Origin of the sequence: Microcoleus sp. PH2017_35_SFW_U_B, assembly GCF_020737865.1 — a bacterium.
GTDB lineage: Bacteria > Cyanobacteriota > Cyanobacteriia > Cyanobacteriales > Microcoleaceae > Microcoleus.
Map to the genome: position 1 here is coordinate 96,266 of NZ_JAEQDE010000022.1, position 22,311 is coordinate 118,576.

22 protein-coding genes are annotated in these 22,311 nt (G+C 46.8%); 16 read left to right on the forward strand and 6 right to left on the reverse strand.

The window, feature by feature from the left end; genetic code table 11:
- Positions 1 to 41 precede the first annotated feature (41 nt).
- From kdpB to JGK36_RS03380, 5 genes are all read left to right on the forward strand, one after another.
- Positions 42 to 2,147 carry a potassium-transporting ATPase subunit KdpB gene (gene kdpB, locus JGK36_RS03360; protein ID WP_293196248.1) on the forward strand — a complete coding sequence of 702 codons (2,106 nt, stop codon included), beginning with the start codon at positions 42 to 44 and terminating at the stop codon, positions 2,145 to 2,147.
- Between the two features lie 149 nt (positions 2,148 to 2,296).
- Positions 2,297 to 2,566 (forward strand): K(+)-transporting ATPase subunit F, encoded by a 270-nt coding sequence (gene kdpF, locus JGK36_RS03365; protein ID WP_293182768.1) that lies wholly within the window; start codon positions 2,297 to 2,299, stop codon positions 2,564 to 2,566.
- A 162-nt stretch (positions 2,567 to 2,728) separates the two neighbouring features.
- Positions 2,729 to 3,355 (forward strand): K(+)-transporting ATPase subunit C, encoded by a 627-nt coding sequence (gene kdpC / locus JGK36_RS03370; RefSeq protein ID WP_293196250.1) that lies wholly within the window; start codon positions 2,729 to 2,731, stop codon positions 3,353 to 3,355.
- Between the two features lie 208 nt (positions 3,356 to 3,563).
- Entirely contained in the window at positions 3,564 to 4,706 is a 1,143-nt protein-coding gene (locus JGK36_RS03375) for a universal stress protein (RefSeq protein ID WP_293182816.1), read from the forward strand.
- 192 nt (positions 4,707 to 4,898) lie between these two features.
- Positions 4,899 to 6,167 carry a sodium:proton antiporter gene (locus JGK36_RS03380; RefSeq protein WP_366516529.1) on the forward strand — a complete coding sequence of 423 codons (1,269 nt, stop codon included), beginning with the start codon at positions 4,899 to 4,901 and terminating at the stop codon, positions 6,165 to 6,167.
- Between the two features lie 126 nt (positions 6,168 to 6,293).
- Here JGK36_RS03380 and JGK36_RS03385 read toward each other — a convergent pair whose 3' ends face one another.
- From JGK36_RS03385 to JGK36_RS03405, 5 genes are all read right to left on the reverse strand, one after another.
- Entirely contained in the window at positions 6,294 to 6,890 is a 597-nt protein-coding gene (locus JGK36_RS03385; protein WP_293196252.1) for a ferric reductase-like transmembrane domain-containing protein, read from the reverse strand.
- Positions 6,891 to 7,129: 239 nt separating this feature from the next.
- Positions 7,130 to 8,101 (reverse strand): helix-turn-helix transcriptional regulator, encoded by a 972-nt coding sequence (locus tag JGK36_RS03390; protein WP_293191895.1) that lies wholly within the window; start codon positions 8,099 to 8,101, stop codon positions 7,130 to 7,132.
- A gap of 104 nt (positions 8,102 to 8,205) precedes the next feature.
- Positions 8,206 to 8,850 (reverse strand): class I SAM-dependent methyltransferase, encoded by a 645-nt coding sequence (locus JGK36_RS03395; RefSeq protein ID WP_293196254.1) that lies wholly within the window; start codon positions 8,848 to 8,850, stop codon positions 8,206 to 8,208.
- 129 nt (positions 8,851 to 8,979) lie between these two features.
- Positions 8,980 to 9,492, reverse strand: coding sequence for a cupin domain-containing protein (locus JGK36_RS03400; RefSeq protein WP_293191898.1), 513 nt, complete (start codon positions 9,490 to 9,492; stop codon positions 8,980 to 8,982).
- A 4-nt stretch (positions 9,493 to 9,496) separates the two neighbouring features.
- Positions 9,497 to 9,976 (reverse strand): hypothetical protein, encoded by a 480-nt coding sequence (locus JGK36_RS03405; protein ID WP_293182780.1) that lies wholly within the window; start codon positions 9,974 to 9,976, stop codon positions 9,497 to 9,499.
- 198 nt (positions 9,977 to 10,174) lie between these two features.
- On the opposite strand from JGK36_RS03405, the gene JGK36_RS03410 reads away from it, so the two are divergent.
- From JGK36_RS03410 to JGK36_RS03420, 3 genes are all read left to right on the forward strand, one after another.
- Positions 10,175 to 11,629, forward strand: coding sequence for a folate/biopterin family MFS transporter (locus JGK36_RS03410; protein WP_293182782.1), 1,455 nt, complete (start codon positions 10,175 to 10,177; stop codon positions 11,627 to 11,629).
- A gap of 165 nt (positions 11,630 to 11,794) precedes the next feature.
- Entirely contained in the window at positions 11,795 to 13,306 is a 1,512-nt protein-coding gene (locus JGK36_RS03415) for a carotenoid oxygenase family protein (protein ID WP_293191901.1), read from the forward strand.
- Between the two features lie 124 nt (positions 13,307 to 13,430).
- The gene (locus JGK36_RS03420) at positions 13,431 to 14,333 is read left to right on the forward strand and encodes a DUF4436 family protein (RefSeq protein ID WP_293196256.1); all 903 of its coding nucleotides are present in this window, start codon (positions 13,431 to 13,433) and stop codon (positions 14,331 to 14,333) included.
- A 292-nt stretch (positions 14,334 to 14,625) separates the two neighbouring features.
- Here JGK36_RS03420 and JGK36_RS03425 read toward each other — a convergent pair whose 3' ends face one another.
- Positions 14,626 to 15,480 (reverse strand): SGNH/GDSL hydrolase family protein, encoded by an 855-nt coding sequence (locus tag JGK36_RS03425; protein WP_293196258.1) that lies wholly within the window; start codon positions 15,478 to 15,480, stop codon positions 14,626 to 14,628.
- Between the two features lie 294 nt (positions 15,481 to 15,774).
- On the opposite strand from JGK36_RS03425, the gene JGK36_RS33795 reads away from it, so the two are divergent.
- The 8 genes from JGK36_RS33795 to JGK36_RS03465 all read left to right on the forward strand — a co-directional run bounded on the left by JGK36_RS33795 (position 15,775) and on the right by JGK36_RS03465 (position 21,896).
- A complete protein-coding gene (locus JGK36_RS33795; RefSeq protein ID WP_293191989.1) occupies positions 15,775 to 15,870 on the forward strand; it encodes a nucleotidyltransferase domain-containing protein in 96 nt (31 codons plus the stop codon).
- Positions 15,871 to 15,927: 57 nt separating this feature from the next.
- Positions 15,928 to 16,074 (forward strand): hypothetical protein, encoded by a 147-nt coding sequence (locus JGK36_RS03430; RefSeq protein WP_293200792.1) that lies wholly within the window; start codon positions 15,928 to 15,930, stop codon positions 16,072 to 16,074.
- A 22-nt stretch (positions 16,075 to 16,096) separates the two neighbouring features.
- Positions 16,097 to 16,378: a type II toxin-antitoxin system mRNA interferase toxin, RelE/StbE family gene (locus JGK36_RS03435; RefSeq protein WP_293182794.1), complete on the forward strand. Its 282-nt coding sequence runs from the start codon at positions 16,097 to 16,099 to the stop codon at positions 16,376 to 16,378.
- Positions 16,379 to 16,547: 169 nt separating this feature from the next.
- Complete coding sequence (locus tag JGK36_RS03445) at positions 16,548 to 16,985, forward strand: RDD family protein (protein WP_367120243.1); 438 nt, start codon at positions 16,548 to 16,550, stop codon at positions 16,983 to 16,985.
- Positions 16,986 to 17,023: 38 nt separating this feature from the next.
- Positions 17,024 to 17,212 carry a 50S ribosomal protein L33 gene (rpmG, locus tag JGK36_RS03450; protein ID WP_293182798.1) on the forward strand — a complete coding sequence of 63 codons (189 nt, stop codon included), beginning with the start codon at positions 17,024 to 17,026 and terminating at the stop codon, positions 17,210 to 17,212.
- A gap of 211 nt (positions 17,213 to 17,423) precedes the next feature.
- A complete protein-coding gene (gene rpsR, locus JGK36_RS03455) occupies positions 17,424 to 17,639 on the forward strand; it encodes a 30S ribosomal protein S18 (protein ID WP_006631377.1) in 216 nt (71 codons plus the stop codon).
- Between the two features lie 302 nt (positions 17,640 to 17,941).
- Positions 17,942 to 19,951, forward strand: coding sequence for a ribonuclease catalytic domain-containing protein (locus JGK36_RS03460; protein WP_293182800.1), 2,010 nt, complete (start codon positions 17,942 to 17,944; stop codon positions 19,949 to 19,951).
- Between the two features lie 499 nt (positions 19,952 to 20,450).
- The gene (locus tag JGK36_RS03465; protein WP_293196262.1) at positions 20,451 to 21,896 is read left to right on the forward strand and encodes a 1-acyl-sn-glycerol-3-phosphate acyltransferase; all 1,446 of its coding nucleotides are present in this window, start codon (positions 20,451 to 20,453) and stop codon (positions 21,894 to 21,896) included.
- Positions 21,897 to 22,311 lie beyond the last annotated feature (415 nt).

The following is a 22,311-nucleotide window of genomic DNA, read 5'->3' on the forward strand; positions in this document are numbered from 1 at the left end:
GCGTTCTCTGCGTCCTCTGCGGTTCATTAAAATTCCAAATTATGGCTACTTCCAATACCCCTGATTCCCCAAAAAATCCCCGTTCCAGAGGCTCTCGCGAGTCTCGCAAACATACGCCAAAAGCAAATACTAAAGGCCTTTATCAAAGAGCTTTCAAAGAAGCTTTTATCAAACTAGATCCTCGGGTGATGCTGAAAAACCCGGTGATGTTTGTGGTATGGGTAGGCACAATTGTGACTGCATTATTAACGATCGACCCCACGCTGTTCGGCCCGGTTCCCGGCAAAAATCAGGTAGTTTTCAACGGTTTAGTCACGTTTATTTTGTTCTTCACCTTAGTATTTGCTAATTTTGCAGAAGCCGTAGCCGAAGGGCGCGGGAAAGCGCAAGCAGATGCCCTGCGATCGACAAAAGCAGATACCACAGCCCGCAAACTCTTACCAGACGGTTCAATTCAAGAAGTTAGTTCGACATCTCTCAGACGCGGCGACCAAATTAAAGTGATCGCAGGCGATGTCATTCCTTCCGACGGCGAAGTGATCGCAGGTGTCGCATCCGTAGACGAATCGGCGATTACCGGGGAATCGGCGCCCGTGCTCAAGGAACCGGGTTCCGACATCGCCAGTTCCGTTACCGGCGGGACGCGCATCCTTTCGGACGAACTGACGCTGCGGGTGATGGCCGACCCCGGTAAGGGGTTTTTGGACAGGATGATCGCGCTGGTGGAGGGCGCTGAACGCTCGAAAACGCCGAACGAGATCGCGCTGACAGTGCTGCTGGCTGTGCTGACTCTGGTGTTTTTGATTGTGGTATCGACGATTCCGCCCGTGGGCAATTATGTCAAAACTCCTGTGGGTGTGGTGACGCTGATTTCGCTGTTGGTGGCGCTGATTCCGACAACGATCGGCGGTTTGTTAAGTGCGATCGGCATTGCGGGGATGGATCGCGTCGCTCAATTTAACGTGATAGCGACCTCTGGGCGGGCCGTGGAGGCTTGCGGCGACGTGAATACGCTGATTTTGGACAAAACGGGAACGATTACGCTGGGCAACCGTTTAGCCGAGGAGTTCATCCCGGTAAACGGTCATTCGCTGCAAGAAGTGGCGCAGGTAGCGCTGACTGCGAGCGTTTTTGACGATACTCCCGAGGGAAAGTCGATCGTCCGTTTGGCTCAGAATTTGGGCGCACAGGTGGATTTCGATCGCACCAACTCCCAAGGATCTGAAGGCATTGATTTTTCCGCAAAAACGCGGATGTCTGGTACGGACTTACCCGACGGTACGGAAGTTCGCAAGGGTGCGGTGGATGCGGTTAAAGGTTTTGTGCGATCGCGCGGCGGCAATTTCGGCCCGGATCTCGATGAAGCTTACGAGCGAGTTTCGCGATTGGGAGGCACACCCTTAGGCGTTTGTCAAGGTAGCGACACCTACGGAATTATCTATTTGAAAGATGTGATTAAACCCGGAATTCGCGATCGGTTTGACCAACTGCGAAAAATGGGAATTCGCACCATCATGCTCACCGGAGATAACCGAATTACAGCATCAGTAATTGCCGACGAAGCCGGAGTAGACGACTTCATCGCCGAAGCAACTCCCGAAGACAAAATCGAAGTAATTCGCAAGCAACAAGCCGAAGGTAAATTAGTAGCAATGACGGGAGACGGAACCAACGACGCACCCGCCCTAGCCCAAGCAAACGTAGGTTTGGCGATGAATTCCGGAACCCAAGCGGCGAAGGAAGCTGCAAACATGGTGGACTTAGATTCTGACCCCACAAAACTGATTGACTTAGTGACAATTGGCAAACAATTGCTAATTACTCGCGGCGCGCTGACTACGTTTTCGCTAGCCAACGACATCGCCAAATACTTCGCAATTATTCCCGCAATGTTTGCTCCCGTCGGCGCTTTAAACATCATGGGTTTAGCCAGCGGTCAATCGGCGGTTTTGTCAGCATTAGTTTACAATGCTTTGATTATTCCCGCTTTGATTCCCCTGGCACTAACTGGTGTCAAATTTAGACCACTAAGTGCCAATCAACTGTTGCAGCGGAACATTTTAATCTACGGATTGGGCGGAGCAGTTGCGCCGTTTATCGCCATCAAAATTATTGATGTTTTCATTACTGCGATCGGGTTAGCATAAAAAACTTCGACTACCGATTCGCAGGGCGGATGTAACGGATGACTCTTCCCGGCTCTGCCTGGGAACGCATATCCAGAGGCTATGCCTCGATTTTCCCACAAAAAATCTAAGAGAAAGACAGATATTTAGTTCCCAACAAAGGAGAATTCATGAAACGGAATGATTTGCTGAATGATGTTTTACCCAGAGACTTTCAAGAAACAATTGAGTTAGCGAAAATGCTGCGATCGCGCCACCCAATCCCGGTGCAGCTATTTCTGGTAATGTGCTTTAACTTGATAATTGCACCCGCGGTTTATGCGGCTGCGGATGAAGGTTTGACCAAAAAAGCGGCGTGGGGTTTAAGTCTTTTGGGTTTAGTAATTATTGGGCTAGCAGTTTATTTGTTTGTCGTGATTTTTCAGCCAGAAAGATTTTAGGCATTTCCATTGTCAACCTTAGAAACCGGGTTTTTTACCGAATCTGGCGGCTAAACCAAATATTTTCGCAAAAATCCGGTTTCGGGCATCCAGTTTTTCATGACATCCGTTACACAATCCGTTACACAATCCGTTGCCGAACTTCCTTCATTGAGGTCATGTATGAGAGAATTAATCAGAGCTATTCGCGTTACTTTAGTTTTGTGGGGAATCACAGCGATTATTTATCCCTTAATCCTGCTCGCAATCGGTCAACTTGCTTTCAATTCCCAAGCAAACGGCAGTTTAATTACCAACCAAGGAGTTGTAGTCGGCTCATCGTTAATCGGTCAGTCTTTCGGCTCGGATAAATATTTTTGGGGTCGCCCCAGTACCACAAATTACAGCAGCTTTGCGGCAATAGATTACGACCCCACAAAGGCAGAAAATTTAAGTCAGAGAACGGGCGTTTCGGGAGCGAGCAACCTGGCTCCCAGCAACTCGGATCTGCTGAAGCGAGGTAATGAAAAAGATGGTTTTCAGGGGGTAGAAGTTGAGTTGGCTCGCCTCAATTTAGTTGGTATCAAACCGACTGCGGATTTAGTTTACACTTCCGGTTCTAGCCTCGACCCGCACATTAGCGTAGAATCAGCTCGATCGCAAATTGAACGGGTAGCAAAAGTGCGATCGGTCAATCTCAATCAAGTCGAAATGTTAGTAGCCAAAAATACAGATAGCAGATTTCTCGGTATTTTCGGCGAACCGGGAGTTAACGTCCTCAAACTAAATGTGGCTCTCGACGGTTTATAATACTCTGTGGTCAGTAGTCAGCAGTCAGTAGTGAATAGTCATTAGTCATTAGTCATTAGTCAGGTAGGGGCGGTGCCCCATGCCCGCCCTCTTAGTAGTCATTGGTAATCGGTAATTGACTGTCAACCGTCAACCGTCAACTGTCAACTATCAACTGCCAACTGCCAACTGCCAACTGTCAACTGTCAACTGTCAACTGCCAACTGCGATGATTCACTCTAGCGAACTCAGTAACAATTCCGACGCAATTTACGCCCAACCAAATCGCGGTTACGATCGCCCTCACCGCCGGGGAAAGCACAAAATCTTTATCGGAATGGCCCCCGGTGTCGGCAAAACTTTCCGAATGCTGGAAGAAGGGCACAGACTCAAATCTGAAGGCATTGATGTCGCCGTTGGACTGTTAGAAACTCACGGGCGGAAAGAGACAGCAGCTAAAGGCGAAGGACTAGAAATAGTCCCGCGAAAAGAAATGCTGCACGGCGAAAAAGCACTTACCGAAATGGATACTGAAGCCCTAATAGTACGCCGCCCTCAACTAGCATTAGTAGACGAACTGGCTCATACAAACGTTCCCGGTTCTCTGCGAGAAAAACGATATCAAGATGTCGAAGAAATTCTGAAAGCAGGGATAGATGTTTTCTCTACCCTCAACATTCAACACATAGAAAGTCTCAACGATTTAGTAGCGAGAATTACGGGAGTTGTAGTGCGAGAGCGAGTACCCGATCGCATTCTCGAAGAAGCTGACGAAATAGTCGTTATTGATGTCACGCCCGAAACCTTAGAAGAACGGTTGCGAGAAGGCAAAATCTACGCTCCTGAAAAAATAGAACAATCTTTAAAAAACTTTTTCCAGCGCCGTCATTTAATCGCATTGCGAGAACTGGCGCTGCGGGAGGTAGCAGATAGTGTTGAAGACGATGCAGCAACTTTAAAAGGTCAATCTTGCAACATTCACGAACGAGTTTTAGTATGCGTATCGACTTTTCCTAATTCCTTGCAACTGCTGCGGCGGGGTGCAAGGCTGGCGAACTACATGAATGCCCCATTTTATGCTTTGTTTGTGGATGCTCCCGATCGCTTCTTAACAAAATCCGAAAGCTTGCACGTTGAAACTTGCCAGAAGCTTTGCCAAGAATTTAACGGCCAATTTCTGCGGGTGGAAAGTCCGAATATCGCACAAGCAATTTCTGAGGTAGCTAAACAGTATCGGATTACTCAAATTGTGATCGGCGAAAGCCAGCAATCACGCTGGAAATTGCTGTTTCGGGGTTCTTTGACTCAACAGTTAGTGCGATCGCTCAAACACGTAGATTTGCACATCATCTCTACGGAAAAAAGTCGGTAGTTATTGGGCATGGGGCATGGGGCATAGGGCATAGGGCATAGGGCATTAGTTATTTGTCTTAGGTTTGGTGTTTGTTGTTGTTTCTAATAACTAATAACTCATAACTAATAACTCATAAATATAACTTTCGGAGGATAGCAGACTCTAGCTGGTGGCGGATGTGCCAGAAGCTTTTATCTGTCAAGATTGCACTTGTTAAAGCTGATTAAAAGTGCGATCGCTATGGTAGATCATTACATTCTAAATTTGCTAGTGATTGGCATCCTCCTGCTCACCGTCACCTTGGGCTCCGGATGGATTTCGCGATTGCCGGTATCTTATGCCTTAATTTATCTAATTGTCGGTATCGGATTGGGGCCCTACGGCGTCAAGCTGGTTGAATTGCGCCCCGATGCTCAATTTTTAGAAAGACTCACAGAATTTGTAGTTATTGTGTCTCTGTTTAGTTGCGGCTTAAAAATGAATCGCCCGCTACAACTTTGGGCCTGGAATTCCACCGCGCGGCTGCTCGGTTTTTTAATGCCGATTTCGATTTTTGCTGTTGCTGCGATCGCTCATTGGTTTGTGAAATTAGATTGGGGCCCTGCCATTTTACTAGGAGCAATTCTGGCACCCACAGATCCAGTTTTAGCCTCAGAAGTTCAGATAGCTGATATAGAAGATCGCGATGAATTGCGCTTTGGCTTAACATCGGAAGGTGGATTAAACGATGCTTTAGCTTTTCCCTTTGTTTATTTTGGCATTTATGCGCTAAAAGATAACAATTGGCCGAACTGGTTTTCGCAGTGGGTAGCTATTGACTTGCTTTGGGCGGGTTCCGCAGGTATCGTCATGGGCATTTTAGTAGCCAAAGCCGTCACTTGGATCGATCGCCGATTGCAACGCTACAGGCCCGCCGACGAACTAATGGAAGATTTCATCGCTCTCAGCACAATTCTGCTCACATATTCCCTCACCGAAGTAGTCAACGGCTACGGATTCCTCGCAGTTTTTGTAGCAGGAATTGTAGTGCAGCGCAGTTACCGCGACCCCGAAAAACCGCTTTCCCAACTGCACTTTACTGAGCGCATAGAAAAGTTAATGGAAGTAGGAACAATTTTAATATTGGGTTCCATGTTGCGCCTAGAAGCTCTCGTTGCACATGGAAGCTACGCCCTTTTAATAGCTGGATTGTTAATCTTTTTGATTCGGCCTGTGGGAGCTTGGATTAGTACGATTGGCAGTCGCTTGCATCCCGCCAGCCGCTGGCTCTGCGGTTGGTTCGGCATTCGCGGCGTCGGTTCAATTTATTATCTTACCTATGCTTTCGGTCACGGTTTGAAAGGCGAAACTGCCGAGAAAATTGCCTGGATTACTTTTACTACGATCGTAATTTCTGTGATTGTGCACGGCATTAGCGCCACCCCGTTAATGAACTGGTACGAGCGGCGAATTAAACCTAAAGTACCGGATTTAATTTAATTCACAGGACTAACACACCAAGCAGATGAAACTGGTTCTTAGTGAGGACTTCAGTCCTCAAAAATCAGGACTAAAGTCCTCACTACGAACCAGTTTTATTAAAGGATACAGGAGATGATCGAAGTCCTAACCAACTAATTTTCTCTGTATTCTCGGAGCAACTAAGCGGAGCATCATTGCTGCAACTAGCAACACTGTCAAAGGTAAATATACGATCGCCGATTTAACAATCTTGATACCGAATTCAAAGGTAAAAGCCAGCCAGAAATAGTGCATTCCAGCATTGTGTAGAATCTTCCAGGCCCGTTGACCGATCCATGCTGCCGATCGCTCAAAAGATGTTACAGTCATTGCAAACAGGAACACGTAGCCCAAGATCCCCAGAGGGTCAAACCCGGGCGACGCGCCAGAAGTGGCCCACCACAAGCCAGTCCAGGCGATCGCGTGATACGTATGCGACACAGCCATCGATAGCCCCAAATAGCGGCGATTTTTTAACAGCCACTGTGTAAATATATTGGGCCACAGCCTGCGAAGTGACGAAGCCACAAAAGCACATAGAAATAAGATACACGAAGTACGAGCAGTTGCTCGAATCGCCAACCGCATCGCTGTCTCATCAACACCGTAAATCAGCCAAATCACAGCAAGCATAATCCCAATTGTCAGCGCCGACAAACCAACAATGCTCCATCCTTCCACAGCAAATTTACTACCTTTCATCCGTGATGAATCCTTACAATAAATTCTCATATCCTGTCCGATCGAACACCATGAAAAAATTGCTTCGTAGTGAGGACTTTAGTCCGCATCAAAGAGAGGGCTAAAGTCCTCACTACGAACCAAACCTTATGATTGCCAGTAATTAACAGGACACGAACTCAGTACATACTAAATTTAGCGATCGCCCGTGGCCGCTGTCTTGCCAAATCTTCCCAAAAATGTCCTAATCTTCCCAACCTTCAAAGCGCATCTCTATAAGCCTTTGGAGTAGTTTTAACCTGTTGGCGAAACACTCTGGTAAAATGACTTTGACTTTGAAATCCGACTTGGTGGCAGATTTCTACAAGTGTCAACTCCCGCAGCCGAAGCAACTGCTTTGCTCTCTCAATGCGGCATTTCATCACATACTGATGGGGTGTAAATCCTGTAGATTGCTTGAACAAACTTGCAAAATAATGCGGACTAATCTGCACAGCACTGCTCAGATTTTCCAAACTCAAATTACCATCCAAATTTTGCTCAATATAATTGAATACTTGCCTTAGTTGATACTTGCACAACCCGCCCGTATAGTTTTTAATTTCAGGAGTAAAAGAACAATAACGCCTCAGCAAATGCACAGCAAGCGCTGTTGCCATTGACTCTGCATACAGGCGACTGTCTGCGCCTCCGGCTGCTAATTCTTGCTTCAAAGCCAGCGCCATATGCTGAATTAACGGATCGCGTAGATGCAACTGCGGCACCAACTCAATTTTATCTGCATCCACAGAGTCAAAAGCAGCGCGCGCCAGCATTTCAGGGGCGAGAAACAGCTCAATTAATGGAACTTCGCGATCGACAAATGTTCTCGGAATAGTTTGAGTAGCAGGAATAATCGCAATATCGCCGCTGGCGTAATCTACCTCTTGCAAACTTCCATTCAACATAAAACTCGCCCGAAAATCATTTTCAGCGATGAGAATAAAGTGGTGTTCTAAATCAGTTTCCGGCATTTCGTCAGCAGGTTCTAGCTCATAAATCAGATTCAAACCATTCCATCCCAATTCAAAGCTAGAAAGGAGGTGCAAATGCGGTGCAGGTTCATTATCAGACACAGCGAGTCTCGACTTCGAGCGACAAAAACGGTTTGTAGTGAGGACTTTAGTCCGCAGATTTAGAGGACTAAAGTCCGAACAGTCGGGTGCATCTGGTTTTTGAAGAGGGCGAAGCATGACCGCATATAAGTTATTAGTTATAATCTCATATTGATTGCGGTCATGCTTCGCCCCTACACGCATATTTGCTTGCAGATGCACGCCTTACTATCGAACTAATATTATTGCGATGCGATTGGTTTCACCCCAATTAATAAAGCGAGTTCCCGCCACTTCCAATAACAGTCTACATCGTCAAAACCAATTTCTCTAAACCAGCGCAGTTGTGTTTCCACATCCAGCAATTTATTAGAAGGATCTTCACCCTCTTTGCTGATACCGAGTGCCTCTCGAAACTTCTCATGCAAAGCCTCTGTTGGGGACGCTACGTGCTCCAAATTGCAAAAAATGCCTCCGGGTTCCAAAAGCTCGAAAATCTCGGCGTAAAGCGAACGTTTGCGATCGTCCTCTACGTGATGGATGGCAAAACTAGAAACGATCGCATCAAACTTGCCCAAATCCGGCAGAGGTGCGTCAAAATTGTGCTCGATTACCGTGACAGTATTGTCATCAGCAAAGCGAATGCGGGCTTTTTCCAGCATAGTTGGCGAAAAGTCGATCGCCACAGATGCAACATTCGGGCGATCGCACTTCAGCAAACCCAACAACCGCCCATCACCCGTACCCACATCCAGAATCCGCTTGACATCTTTCGGCACTTCCTCCAACAAAACCGCCTCACCCTCAGTGCGGTGAGGAATACCATCAGCCTTAGCAAGATACCACAAAGCGTGTTCCGCAGAACTCCAAAGATTAACTTGACTCATAAACAGTTGACAGTTGACAGTTGACAGTTGACAGTTGACAGATGAGTGCGAGGTTTTTAAGACGGGGATTTAAACCTCTCCATAAAAACAATCCGCCCGCACCTGAAGGGGGCTAATAACCCTTGATATTTAGTAAATCTCGCCGTTTTTATGCGTAAAAATCCAACCATTATCGCCCGCTTTCGCGATTAAGTCATCATCGGGATAACTTGCTGAATCATCAGGAGTGCGATCGCCAATTTCCAGATAAACAACATCAGCATTCGAGCGATTCACCAAATGATGCCCGTCAGCATCTCCAGCCGGAAAACCTGCCGCCATACCCGATTTTAGCAATTGCTCACCCAAATTTGTAATCAGAGTAACTTCCCCTTCCAGAACATAGACTAACTCATCTTGACGAGAGTGCCAATGTCGAAGAGCAGAGCAACTTCCCGGCGCCAACCTCACCAAATTTACCCCAAAATTCTGCAAACCCGCAGCATCACCCAAGCGTTTTTTAACTCTTCCCGCAACAGCAGATTTAAATTGCTGAGGATAATTTGAGCCTGTACTTTCTGGGACATTATTAGGATGAATAATCATACAAAACTCCTTCTCTTCTTTCTCTTCCTTCGCGTTTTTCGCGCCTTCGCGGTTCATTTCTCTATTCCAAAGGTTTCAAAGTAGTAGGATTTTCACGAATCGGTTTAACAAAACGGCTGTTCGCCCGCACAAAACAATTACCCTTATCAGTGGAAATCGGCAACCAAGGCTTACCCTGAGAGTCAGCAATCATAATTTGATTAGCATTATTTCCAGTCACCGCTTGCAAGCGCTGTCCCCGCCGAAAAGTGGTCACCACAGGCCACTGCGAAACATTATGTTTATTTTTTTCAAATAACTCATCTGGTGCATCAAGAGCATCTACAGAAACAGATCTAAATCGCTGAGCCATCCGGCAATTTAACCCTTGAGAATCCGAGTCAACAACCACCCAATTCACCTGCCTGTTGCCCCGCTGTCTCGCCAGCAGCCCCGTATAATCTCCTTGCTGATTAGCAACAGGTAAAGCCAAGGCTAAATGAGCCCCCGCTCCTAAAATCCAAGTTACTGCCAGAGAGAAAATTCTGATTTCTGCTTTCATTGATACAAAAAATCCTTAAATTCAGATTAATTACAATCGTAGCAAGCTCTCCTGGCGATCGTCCAAGTGCTAATTGCTGAAACCCTTGCTTCCCTTGGACTTCTGTCAACCGTCAACTGACAACCGTCACAACCGTCAACTGTCAATTCATTAAGAATGTGTTATAAATATTGAGATTCATTAAGAAATATTGCTCAAATGCTCCTTTCCCCCTCTGGCGCCAGCAAACTCAAAGAATCCTTAAAAGAAAAAGTATTCTTCGGGAATGAGCCAACCCCGGAACTCATAGCCATCTTACTGATTTATTTCGTCCAAGGCATCCTCGGACTAGCCCGCTTAGCCGTCAGCTTCTTCCTCAAAGACGAACTCGGCATGACTCCCGCCGAAGTCTCAGCCATGCTGGGCGTCGTCGCCATACCTTGGATTATCAAACCCTTGTTCGGCTTCATGTCCGACGGGTTGCCCATATTCGGCTACCGCAGACGGCCTTATATCGTCCTCTCGGGGCTGTTGGGAACGGCAGCATGGGTGGGGATGGCCACAGTCGTACACACGCCCTTAGCGGCCACAGGGGCGATCGCCCTAAGTTCCGTTTCACTAGCCGTCAGCGACGTAATCGCCGACTCCCTAGTAGTAGAAAGAGCGAGAAAGGAAACAGTTAGCGACGCCGGTTCCCTGCAATCCTTGTCTTGGGGCGCATCAGCCATTGGCGGACTAATTACCGCTTACCTCAGCGGTTCCCTGCTGCAACACTTCAGCACCCACACCATCTTTTTAATCACTGCATCTTTCCCGCTAATCGTATCAACAACAGCCTGGTTAATTACCGAAGAAAAAGTCAACAAAAGAACCGACTTTGAAACAGTAAAAGACCAACTCAAACAACTGCGGCAAGCTGTTGCCGAAAAAACAATTTGGTTGCCCACCGCCTTTCTATTTCTGTGGCAATCCACACCAAGCTCGGACTCCGCCTTCTTCTTTTTTAGCACCAACGAATTAGGCTTTCAGCCAGAATTTCTCGGACGAGTGCGCCTCGTCACCAGCATAGCCGCCCTCGTTGGCATTTGGCTGTTTCAGCGCTACCTCAAAGCAATTCCATTTCGAGTCATTTTCGGCTGGTCAACAGTCATTGCAAGTGCCTTGGGCATGACTACATTATTATTAGTAACTCATGCCAACCGAGCATTAGGAATTGACGACCAATGGTTCAGCATCGGAGACAGCCTGATCCTGACAGTAATCGGACAAATTGCTTATATGCCCGTGCTGGTACTATCAGCGCGGTTGTGTCCTCCAGGCGTCGAAGCAACCTTATTTGCAGTGCTGATGTCTGTCACCAATTTAGCAGGAATTATTTCCTACGAAGGCGGTGCAATTTTGACACACTGGCTCGGAATTACCGATCGCAATTTCGACAACCTCTGGCTGCTAGTAGTCATCGCCAACCTCTCCACACTGCTACCCCTCCCCTTCTTAAACTGGCTCCCGGCAGAAAGCACAGAAAGCGGCGATCCAAACTACCAACAATCTCTCCCAGTATTAGAACCCGAACTGGGCTGTGCAAAACCGGGCGGACAGCATTTCATGCCCGAATACTTTCCCGACTTAGTACCGACATCAATTCCCGAAACCCGCACCGTAGAAAGCAAATGAAGGAAGAAGAAAGAAGAAAGAAGAAGGAAGAAGGAAGAAGGAAGAAAATAGACTGCGAATATCTTGATAGTTTTCTTTCTGCTATTTTTCTCTCCTTTATTTCTTTCTTTCTCTCTGCGCTCTCTGCGCCCTCTGCGGTTAAATCAATAAAAGCTTATTCTACCAATGCAAAACTTACAAACTTCCCCAGCCAAAACAGTAGCCCCAAACTTATCATACGATCGCAAAGACTGGCAGCGTGGCTACGAATCCCAACCCAACGAAGCCGACTACTGGATTGACAACATCGAAGGCGAGATCCCAGAAGGCTTACAAGGCACATTCTTTCGTAACGGGCCCGGATTATTGGATGTCAACGGATCGCGCATCCACCACCCCTTTGACGGCGACGGCATGATTTGTGCGATCGCAATTTCCCAAAAACGCGCCCACTTCCGCAACCGATTCGTGCACACCGAAGGCTACCTCGCCGAACAAAAAGCCGGAAAAATCCTGCACCGAGGCGTATTCGGCACACAGAAACCCGGAGGCTGGTTAGCCAACATCTTTGATGTCAAAATCAAAAACATCGCCAACACCAACATCATTTATTGGGGCGACAAACTGCTAGCACTCTGGGAAGCAGCACAGCCCTACAGACTCGACCCCCGCAGCCTAGAAACCCTCGGATTAGACACCCTAGACGGCATCTTACAACCCGGTGAAGCCTTCGCCGCCCACCCCAGAATTGAAAAAGGGAAAAATGGCAAAGGAGACAGATTAATCAACTTTTCCGTCAAGCCCGGTTTGTCAAGTACAATCACGATTTACGAACTCGACGAAACTGGCAAACTATTGCAGAAACACGCCCATGCAATCCCGGGTTTTGCCTTCCTACACGACATGGTAATTACCGAGAATTACTGCATATTCTTCCAAAATCCTGTCAGCTTCAATCCCCTACTTTTCCTGTTAGGATTTCGGAGTGCAGCGCAGTGCATTAAATTTTCGCCAAACAAGCCCACCCAGGCAATTTTAATTCCGCGCAACGGCACTGACGAGGTAAAAATATTAGAAACCGAACCTTGTTTTGTGTTCCACCACTGCAACGCCTGGGAAGAAAACGGCGAAGTTTTTGTAGATTCAGTTTGCTACGAATCATTTCCCACTGTCGAACATGACGGCGATTTTCTGGAGATTGATTTTGACACCATTCCAGCGGGCGAGTTGTGGCGGTTCAAGTTAAATCTGCAAGACAAAACCGTGCAGCATCAAGTTGTGGAAACTCGGTGTTGCGAGTTTCCGACTTTGCATCCGAATAATGTCGGACAACCTTACCGATATCTTTATATCGGCGCCGCTGACTCTGCCACTGGGAATGCTCCTTTGCAAGCTATTCTTAAAATAGATTTCCACACGGGTGAAAGGCAAGTTTGGAGTGTCGCGCCGCGCGGCTTTGCTGGTGAACCAGTTTTTGTTCCCCGTGATTCAGCCGTCTCGCCTGAGGCTGCAAGGGCTGAAGATGACGGTTGGCTGCTGGTTTTGATGTATGATGCGGCTAATCATCGATCGACCTTAGCGATTCTAGATGCCCGCGACATCACCAAAGGCCCCCTAGCGCGCCTGCATTTAAAACAGCACATTCCCTACGGTTTGCACGGCAGCTTTACACCAAACGTACTGCTTCCCGAGAACTAAGATAAAATAGGTTTGTAGTGAGGACTTTAGTCCGCATCCGTCAGAGGACTAAAGTCCTCACTACGAACCTTTTGTATTGCGGGGAATACTAACAACAAGTCAATACATAAAATATCCCTAATTAATGCAAACTGTCAACAAATCAAATATCAAAAAAATACTTATTTTAATTTGCAGCCTCGCCGTAAGTTTGGCAATTATCTTATCTATTTACTCTCACAATGCTAATGCCCAAGAGCCTTACAGCCCCTCTCCAGATACCGCTGTAGCCCCCAAAGGCTTGGTTGAGGTCAAAATGACCGTAATTGGCGTAGACCCGATTAAAAACGAATTAGAAACCCGCTTGCAGTTCGAGCTTAAAGGTATTTATAAAAAAGGGCCTACTTACCCAGCTCAAGACTTGTTAATGACAGTTAACGGCGCGAATGTAGAAGATTCGGAAATTAGCTTTAAAGAAGGCAAACCGATGATTGTCCCGGCATTAAAGTTTAACTTAGTCAAGGGAAAAATCAACAATTATCCGTTTGACACGCACATTGCTAAAGTAGCTATTTCAATTGACCCGCTGGCTTCAATTGGCAAACAGTTTGCTCCCTTCCAACTAAATCCTGTGCCGCTGGAATTTAAATTTAATGCCGATGTTCCCGGCTTCGATATCAGTTATAAGCCGATGGAAGAGAATTCATCTATATTTATTTATATCGATGTTTCAGCCACGCGATCGATTCCGGTAAAATTCTTTTCCTTGGTGATTATTGTGATCATGTGGGTGCTGTCAATCATGGCGCTGTTGCTAGCATTAAAGGTGATGAAATCTGGCAAGTTGCCGGAAGTCGGAATGTTGAGTTGGACAGGTGTGATGCTGTTTGCTTTTCCCGGCATTCGCAACTCTCAACCGGGAGTTCCGCCAGTGGGAACTGCTAGCGATTTCCTGTCATTTTTTTGGACGGAAATGATTGTTGTGGTAGCGTTGGTGATCATCGGTAGCTGTTGGTTGAAGCGCTATCATCCGCCGCTTGATGATTAATACCATTTATGAAAAATATGGCTGCGAAAAAAAATGACTTGTTTCCATGCACCCTAAGTATCAGGTGCGTCGCTGTGAGATTGTCGATTGGATTTAGGGATTTTTTATGGCGACGCACCCTACAAATACTAATGACTACGGCTTGTTTCCTCAACTCTCTTTGTCAGGTGCGTCGCTGTGAGATTGTCTGTCAAATTTAGAGATTGTTAAGGGCGACACACCCTACAGCTACTTCTTTCCTTCTTCCTTCTTCCTTCCTTCTTCCTTCTTCCTTCTTCCTTCTTCCTTCTGCTCAATTTTTCACCTGCAAATTTTCAATATCCTTAGCGGGTACTCCCAAACCGCGCAATATAGTAAAAGCAATGATTCGATATCCCGATGGATTCGGATGAACGCCATCGGCTGCTAACAAATTTAGAGTTTTTCCGGCGTGTTTTTGATAGGTGCCGATAACTTCCCGAAATGGCGCATTCAAATCGATAAATAAACACTGGTGTTGCTTGGCAATTTCTCGCATCGCCACAACATATTCTTGCAACCTGCGATTTTCTGGGCCGTCTAGAATCTCGCGAATCGGAGTAGGAGAAAGCAGCACGACTCGAATTCCTGCGGCTTTTGCTGCCAGTACCATTTGAGTTATTTTGTCTATATATTCTGCCAGCGGTAATCCCGCAGCTAAGTTGCCTTGCGGATGAAACTGAAGTTTTTGGAAGTCGAAAAAAGCGTGCCAAACGTCGTTGACTCCGGCGTTGATCGTGATTAAATCTGGCTTTTTGTCGATCGCATCTTTCTGAAAACGCGCCTGCATATCACTCGCCTTGTTACCGGAGATTCCCGCGTTGACGATCTCGATTTTGCGATCGGGATACAGGGCATTTAGATAGCGTTGGAGCAGCCAAACGTAACCTCCGGGGTATTTCGCCGCTTCGGTGATGCTGTCGCCCACAGTCACAATTCTGCGCTTCCCGGCGAGCACGTTTTGGATTTCGGGCGGCGGCGATGCTTCGGATACAGGTTCTTTAAACACGGGAATTAAGGAGTGAGGAATGTTGAACGCGATAACAGCAGCAATTACGGCGAGGACAAGTCTGATTAACACTTGCTTCAGCGGGGATTTGGGACGGGGCGATCGCACATTTGGAGACATGACACAGTTTTTGAGGAAAAGTTTAAGTTTTGAGCTTGGGATTTCCGGGCAAGATTTTCAGTGATTAAGAATATCCTAACAGTCTTGGCAGTTGCTATATAATTATATTAAGGGCTTTTTTGACACTCCTGATGTGAACGCGCGGGGCTTCCACGAATGGATCTGTAAGCCTGTAAAGTTTCAAATTAAATTGATGCTTGAGGAAATCCTATGCTGAAGTTACAATAGTTATTAAAGTCCAAGGGCGAGGATATCCTGGCGGTGGCGCTGCGACATCGGGCGTTTAATGTATGGGTGTTTGGTTCGGTGGCGCGGGGTGTTGTCGATGAGAGTAGTGATATTGACCTTTTGGTGGATTATAACGGAATAAGGATTAAGCCGTTTGATTAAGGATTGGGTTTTGGTGGAGGCGAAATATTTCGTTGATTTTAGTTTAAAGGAGGCTGTATGATGACTGTACAAGAAATTATTGCTCAGGTCGAAAGTTTATCAATAGAAGATCAGGATCAGTTGTTTGAGCTAATCCGCAAGCGACGGATTGAAAATCGGAGGGATGAAATTTTGGCTAATGCTCAGGAAGTTTTGAAGAGTTGAAGTCATATTTATTGGAGGAGGAATGATTTTAACAACAGATCCGAGTTTCAAAAGAAGTTTTAAGCGATTAATCAAAAAAAATAAGCAATTACAAGACCAGATATTAGAGGTTTTAGAATTGTTGGGCGATGATCCTTTTAATCCGGCTTTAAAATCTCATAAGTTAACGGGGAAATTGGACGGTTTATGGTCTTGTTCAGTGGCCTATGATTGTCGAATCATTTTTGCTTTCAAAAAAGATGCTACAACAGGTGATGATTTAATTGTCTTGGTTGATATTGGAAGCCATGATGAGGTTTATTAATATGTAGCTGCGCCTTGACCTTATGCCCTACGGCTTCAAGCCCCTTGATTTCGATTACGATAGAAATAGGACTTACCCATTTCAAAGTAATTCTTTTTTTGGCCTATGAGTTCCGACCTGCCGCGCCGGTGCCTTCTGCATTGACGCGATCGCCGTTTGGATACCCAGTTTGCTTCTCGGTACAAATCCGATCGCCCAAACCTTTCTTTTTGTCCTGCTGTGGATGATAATGCGCGTAGCCATCGTCAGGAAAAACCAAGGTCAAAGTCTCGGGCGCTGGGCCCTGGACATGAAAATTTTCGATCCTAGATTCCAACGGACTCCCGGAGTGCAAGAATTGTGCAAGCGCGAGGCATTGCTGGGCTTTTGCGCCGCCCTAGCCTTCGCAGGTGTAGGTGGGCTCACCTCCACTAACGCGGGCGTCTTGCTGCTGATGTTACCACTGGCGATCGACTGTAGCGTTGCTTTCACCGACGCAGAAAGGTTTCCCCAAGCTTTTCACGATCGACTCGGTAGGACGATCGTCATCGGAACCAAGCGCGGCTACTCGCTTGACATCAAAGTTAGAAGATTGCTTGACCAAGTGCAGACAAATGTGAGACGATAATAAATTGTGTTTAAATTAGTCGAAATTTATTTAGAATTATGGCTAAAGGCGTCCGCATCATAATTACCCTAGAGTGTACTGAGTGCCGAACAAACGCGAGCAAACGCTCCAAAGGCGTGTCTCGGTACACCACGACCAAGAACCGTCGCAACACGACGGCACGGCTGGAACTCAAAAAGTTCTGCCCCCACTGCAACAAGCACACTACTCACAAAGAGATCAAGTAGGGAATGGGGCATGGGGCATGGGGAATGGGGCATGGGGCATGGGGAATGAGTAGTATTTAAGGATTAATGGCTAATAGTTTCTACTATCGCAGTCATTTAAGAATCTTTTAAGAATTACTGATTACCGATTGCCAATTACCAATGACCAATGACCGATTACCAATGACCAATGACCAATGACCAATGACAGATTACCAATTACCAAAGAACCATGACTTACTTTCGCCGGCGCGTTTCGCCAATCAAACCAGGAGACCCGATCGACTATAAAGATGTCGATTTGCTCAAAAAATACGTCACAGAACGCGGTAAAATTTTGCCCCGCCGGATTACCGGTTTGACGGCAAAACAACAGCGCGACCTGACCCGCAGCATCAAAAGAGCAAGAATTGTAGCTTTGATGCCCTTCGTAAACCAAGAAGGCTAATTGGATTTTGGATTTTAGATTTTAGATTTTGGACAAAAATAGGACTTACGCGAAAACAACGTCTTTTTGTCGCAAGCGATGGTAGCTAATAGCTGGCAATATTTGGTATTGAGTCGCTGGTGCGTAAGTCTTAATCAAAATCTCAAAAGTTAAAAATTAAAGCACAAAAAGCAGAACTTTTTAGATGTTAGTTTTGACAATTGATTTAAAAAATGTAAACATCCAAAATCTAAAATCGGAAGCAAAGAAACTCGATAAGTGGCAACTGTAAAAATCCAAAATCTCAAATATAAAGCGGGCAAGTGGAGAAGGGAACGTTAGTAGAATTTAGAGTGCACGGCGACCGCCGCCTGGCCGTTGCCGATCGCCCTGACGGCAAGAAAAACTGGGTAGTGGTAGACGAAAACGGTCAACCGCACAGCATTCCGCCAAAACAAATCAGCTATGAAGCAGTCGGAGAAACTTACAAACCCTCCGACATTTCCAAATTTCTTAAAGAAGTAGAAGCTTACTCAGATCCGTCGAGTCTAGAAGTAGCTTGGGAACTTCTAGTGGGCGACGGAGAAAATACAGATCCAGAAGCCCTGGCTATGCTGCTATTTTCCGATCGCACTCCGGCGCAATGTTATGCAGCTTATTGTTTGCTGTCCACAGATAAACTGTATTTTAAACAAAAGGGCGATCGCTACGAACCGCGACCAGTTGCCCAAGTAGCCGAAATCAAACACCAGCAAGAAGTAGAACAGCACCGACACCAAGAATCCCAAGGATTTTGGGATCGAGTTAAACGGCGGCTGGCTGGGGAAAATAATGTAGATTGGGCAACTAGCGATCGAACTCGCCTCGATGCCCTAGAACGCTTTGCTACCCTCGGAGAAGAAGCAACTCACCGCACGCCGGCATTAGAAACTTTAGCCAGCTTACAACGTCCCGAAAACCCTGAAGCAGCATTTCAACTCCTAGTCGATCTCGGCCTGTGGAGTCCCCACGAAAACCTGTTTTTGCGGCGAAGCCAAATTCCCCTACAACTATCGGCAAAGGTATTAGAAGTAGCGCAAAGCTGCCTAGAAGAACCCTCAACCGACTCAGACACAGATCGTCTCGATTTAACTCACCTCAAGGTTTACACGATCGACGACGAAAGCACTACGGAAATCGACGACGGACTCAGCCTAGAATTCCTCGAAAACGGCCAGCAGCGTCTGTGGATACACATAGCAGATCCGACCCGCTTGCTTTCCCCCGGAGACGAACTCGACCTCGAAGCCAGAAAGCGCACCACTACAGTGTATCTGCCCACGGGCATGATCCCCATGTTTCCCCCAGCTTTGGCAACCGGGCCGATGAGTTTAATTCAAGGTAAAGAGTGCAGCGCCCTCAGCTTTAGTGTCACCTTAGATGAAATCGGCGCGGCCCAAGATTACAGCATCCATATCAGCAAGATCAAACCCACCTATCGCTTAACCTACGATGACGTAGACGAAATGCTGGAGTTGGGAATTGAAGCAGAACCGGAAATAAGCGCGATCGCCTCGGCGGCAAAACTGCGTCAAAAATGGCGCGAAGCCCAAGGCGCCATCAGCATTTTCATGCCCGAATCCGTCATCAAAGTCCACGGCGACGAAATCAAAATCCACGTCATCGACGACTCCACAGCCAGATTGCTAGTAGCAGAAATGATGATTTTAGCTGGCGAAGTCGCCGCCCGCTACGGTCAAACTCACAGCCTGCCCATACCCTACCGCTATCAGCCGCAGCCGGAACTCCCCCCAGAGGAAGAACTGCTGGCCGTGCCCGCTGGCCCAGCCCGCGCTTGCGCTGTACGTCGCTGTATGCCCCGCAGCGAAATGGGTCTGACCCCCGGACGCCACGCAGGTTTAGGTTTGGAATCCTACACTCAAGTTACTTCCCCGATCCGCCGCTATACCGACTTGCTGACTCACTTCCAAATTAAAGCCCACCTGCGGGGCGAACCACTGCCTTTTTCCGCCCAAGAAATACAGGATATTGTGATGTGTCTCGGTACCGCAGTTAGAGAAGCCTCTACTGTGGAACGCCAAACAAACCGTTATTGGGGATTGGAATATTTGCGGCGCAATCCTGATGAGGTTTGGGAAGCTTTGATGCTGCGCTGGTTGAGGGAAGATAGCAATCTGGCTTTGATTTTGTTGGAAGAGTTGGGTTTGGAGTTGGCGATGCGATTTGGTCGATCGGTCGAAATTGGCGATCGGCTAGAAGTCAAAGTCACTCACTGCGATCCGCGATCGGATGTGATTAACTTCCAAGAAATGATTTTTGAAGCCGCACAATAGGATTTTAGATTTTAGATTTTGGCAATCCAAAATCTTAGTGACAGGAATTATGCGTTTGCCGCTATAAACCAATAAGCTTAAGTTAGCAATCTCATGGAAGTGGGTTTTGTTTCTCTAGGGGCGGTTGCAAGCGCCGTCTTATATCATGTCGAGTCGATTACCATCACAAAAACCGTTTGTTTGTAGTGCGGACTAAAGTCCGCTTTCAGGCTGCGGACTAAAGTCCGCACGCGCGATCGAATCTGATTGCGGTAAATCGATCGCACATGATTAACTAAGGAACTAAAATTTAATAACTTACACTCTTAAAAGTGGGATGGGCCAGAAGATCCCGTTCTTTCTGGACGGGCGGGACGCCCATCCCACAAGAACAATAAAAATTGTAAGTTAAGCTGTTGTGCATTTAAACTGTATGTCAAGAAATAATTCAAGTCTTGTGGGATGGGCTTCTAGCCCGTCCCGAATATGCAATTGAAATGCACGACAGTAAAATCGCCAAATGCCCAATTCTATAAACCAAGTTCAGCCACCGCTGGAATTCATACCCCCAGCCTACAACCCCCTCATCGTCAATGGTTGTCAGCAAATACTCCCCTGGTGGCTGCGATTTAAGACAAATATCAGCCACATTCAAGCCGAAAACGTCGAAACCCTCGCCGAACTCTTCCACCAATTTCAAAATCAAAAAGTTCGCTTCTTACTCGCCTTCCGCCATCCCAACTCCGACGATCCCTACTGTTTGGGACAACTAATTTGGAAACTCGTTCCCCAGGCGGCGCGCGCCAAAGGCATTCCCCTGCAATTCCCGGTACATTCCCACTTTATCTACGATCGCGGAATTCCTCTGTGGGCCGGTTCTAGCGTCGGCTGGCTATATTCTCGCCTCGGCGGTACTCCGATTGTGCGCGGCAAGATCGATCGCGCTGGATTGCGATCGGCCCGCGATTTATTCGCCAACAGCCAATTTCCCATCGCCGCCGCCCCAGAAGGCGCCACCAACGGTCACAATGAAATAGTTAGCCCCCTGGAACCGGGAATCGCTCAAATGGGCTTCTGGTGCGTTGAAGACTTGCTAAAAGCCGGACGTACTGATGAAAAAGTGTTGATTGTGCCGATCGGCATTCAATACCGCTATGTCAATCCACCTTGGGAACCCTTAGAAAAACTTTTAACTCAATTAGAAATAGATTGCGGACTTCCAGCCTTAGAACCCACCGAGATTGCTAAATTAGAGGCAGAAAATCTCGCTCCCGCAGACCAGCATCACAAATTCCAATATCTGCGCCTGATTCGAGTTGGCAACCATTTACTAACAGTAATGGAACAGTTTTACGCCCGTTTTTATCATCGAAATTTACAGTTAAAAACATCTTCTTTGACATTAATACCGCTGCCCGAAACAACGACAAACGATTCGGAAAATGAAGCGATGATTCCTCGACTGACAGCACTGTTAGACGTAGGCTTGCAAGTAGCAGAAGAATATTTTAACTTGAAGCCCAAAGGCAGTTTGATAGACCGCTGCCGCCGTCTGGAACAAGCAGGCTGGGACTATATTTATCGAGAAGATATCAAAGATATTGCAGGACTTTGTGCCTTAGAAAGAGGATTAGCCGATCGCCTCGCTGAAGAAGCAAGTCTGCGGATGTGGCACATGAGACTTGTCGAAAGTTTCGTCTCAGTCACGGGCAGATACGTCCAAGAAAAGCTCACAGCAGAACGTTTGGCAGAAACAACTTTACTGCTGTGGGACGTACTGACTCGCATCAAAGGCGGAAATCCTTTCGGCCGACCTTCTTTGGGCAAACAGCAGGTGCAAATGACCGTGGGCGAACCGATATCAGTGGGCGATCGCTGGGAGGGATATCAAAGCAGCCGCAGGGTAGCAGTTGCCGAACTCACTCAAGACTTGCAATCCGCTTTAGAAGGAATGATTAAATCTTAATTAGTCCGAATCTGCAATTAGGAATAGGGAAGTAGGAAGAGAGACGCAGGAAGAGAGAAGCAAAAATAAGGATGATATAGCAACCGCCACATAGGTTAGGACATAAATCATGTCATGAATAGATCCTATAACCCTTTAGCATAAACGGTTTGATTCTCGTACTATGTAACTGTCAACTGTCAACTGTCAACTGTCAACTGTCAACTGCTATATATTGCCTTTGGGTTGCCACTCTATTTTTAATTCGTGCAGCAAACAACTTGTTATAAACTTGGGGAAGATGTATAATAAGTAACTAAGTATCAGTGCCGGTTAATCACTGATAATAAAGTTGTTTTCGTTCGGCGTTTTAAGATTTTGAGGGCTGCCGTCCTCAGTACAAACTTAATTAGAATTATTTAACCGGACTCGATCT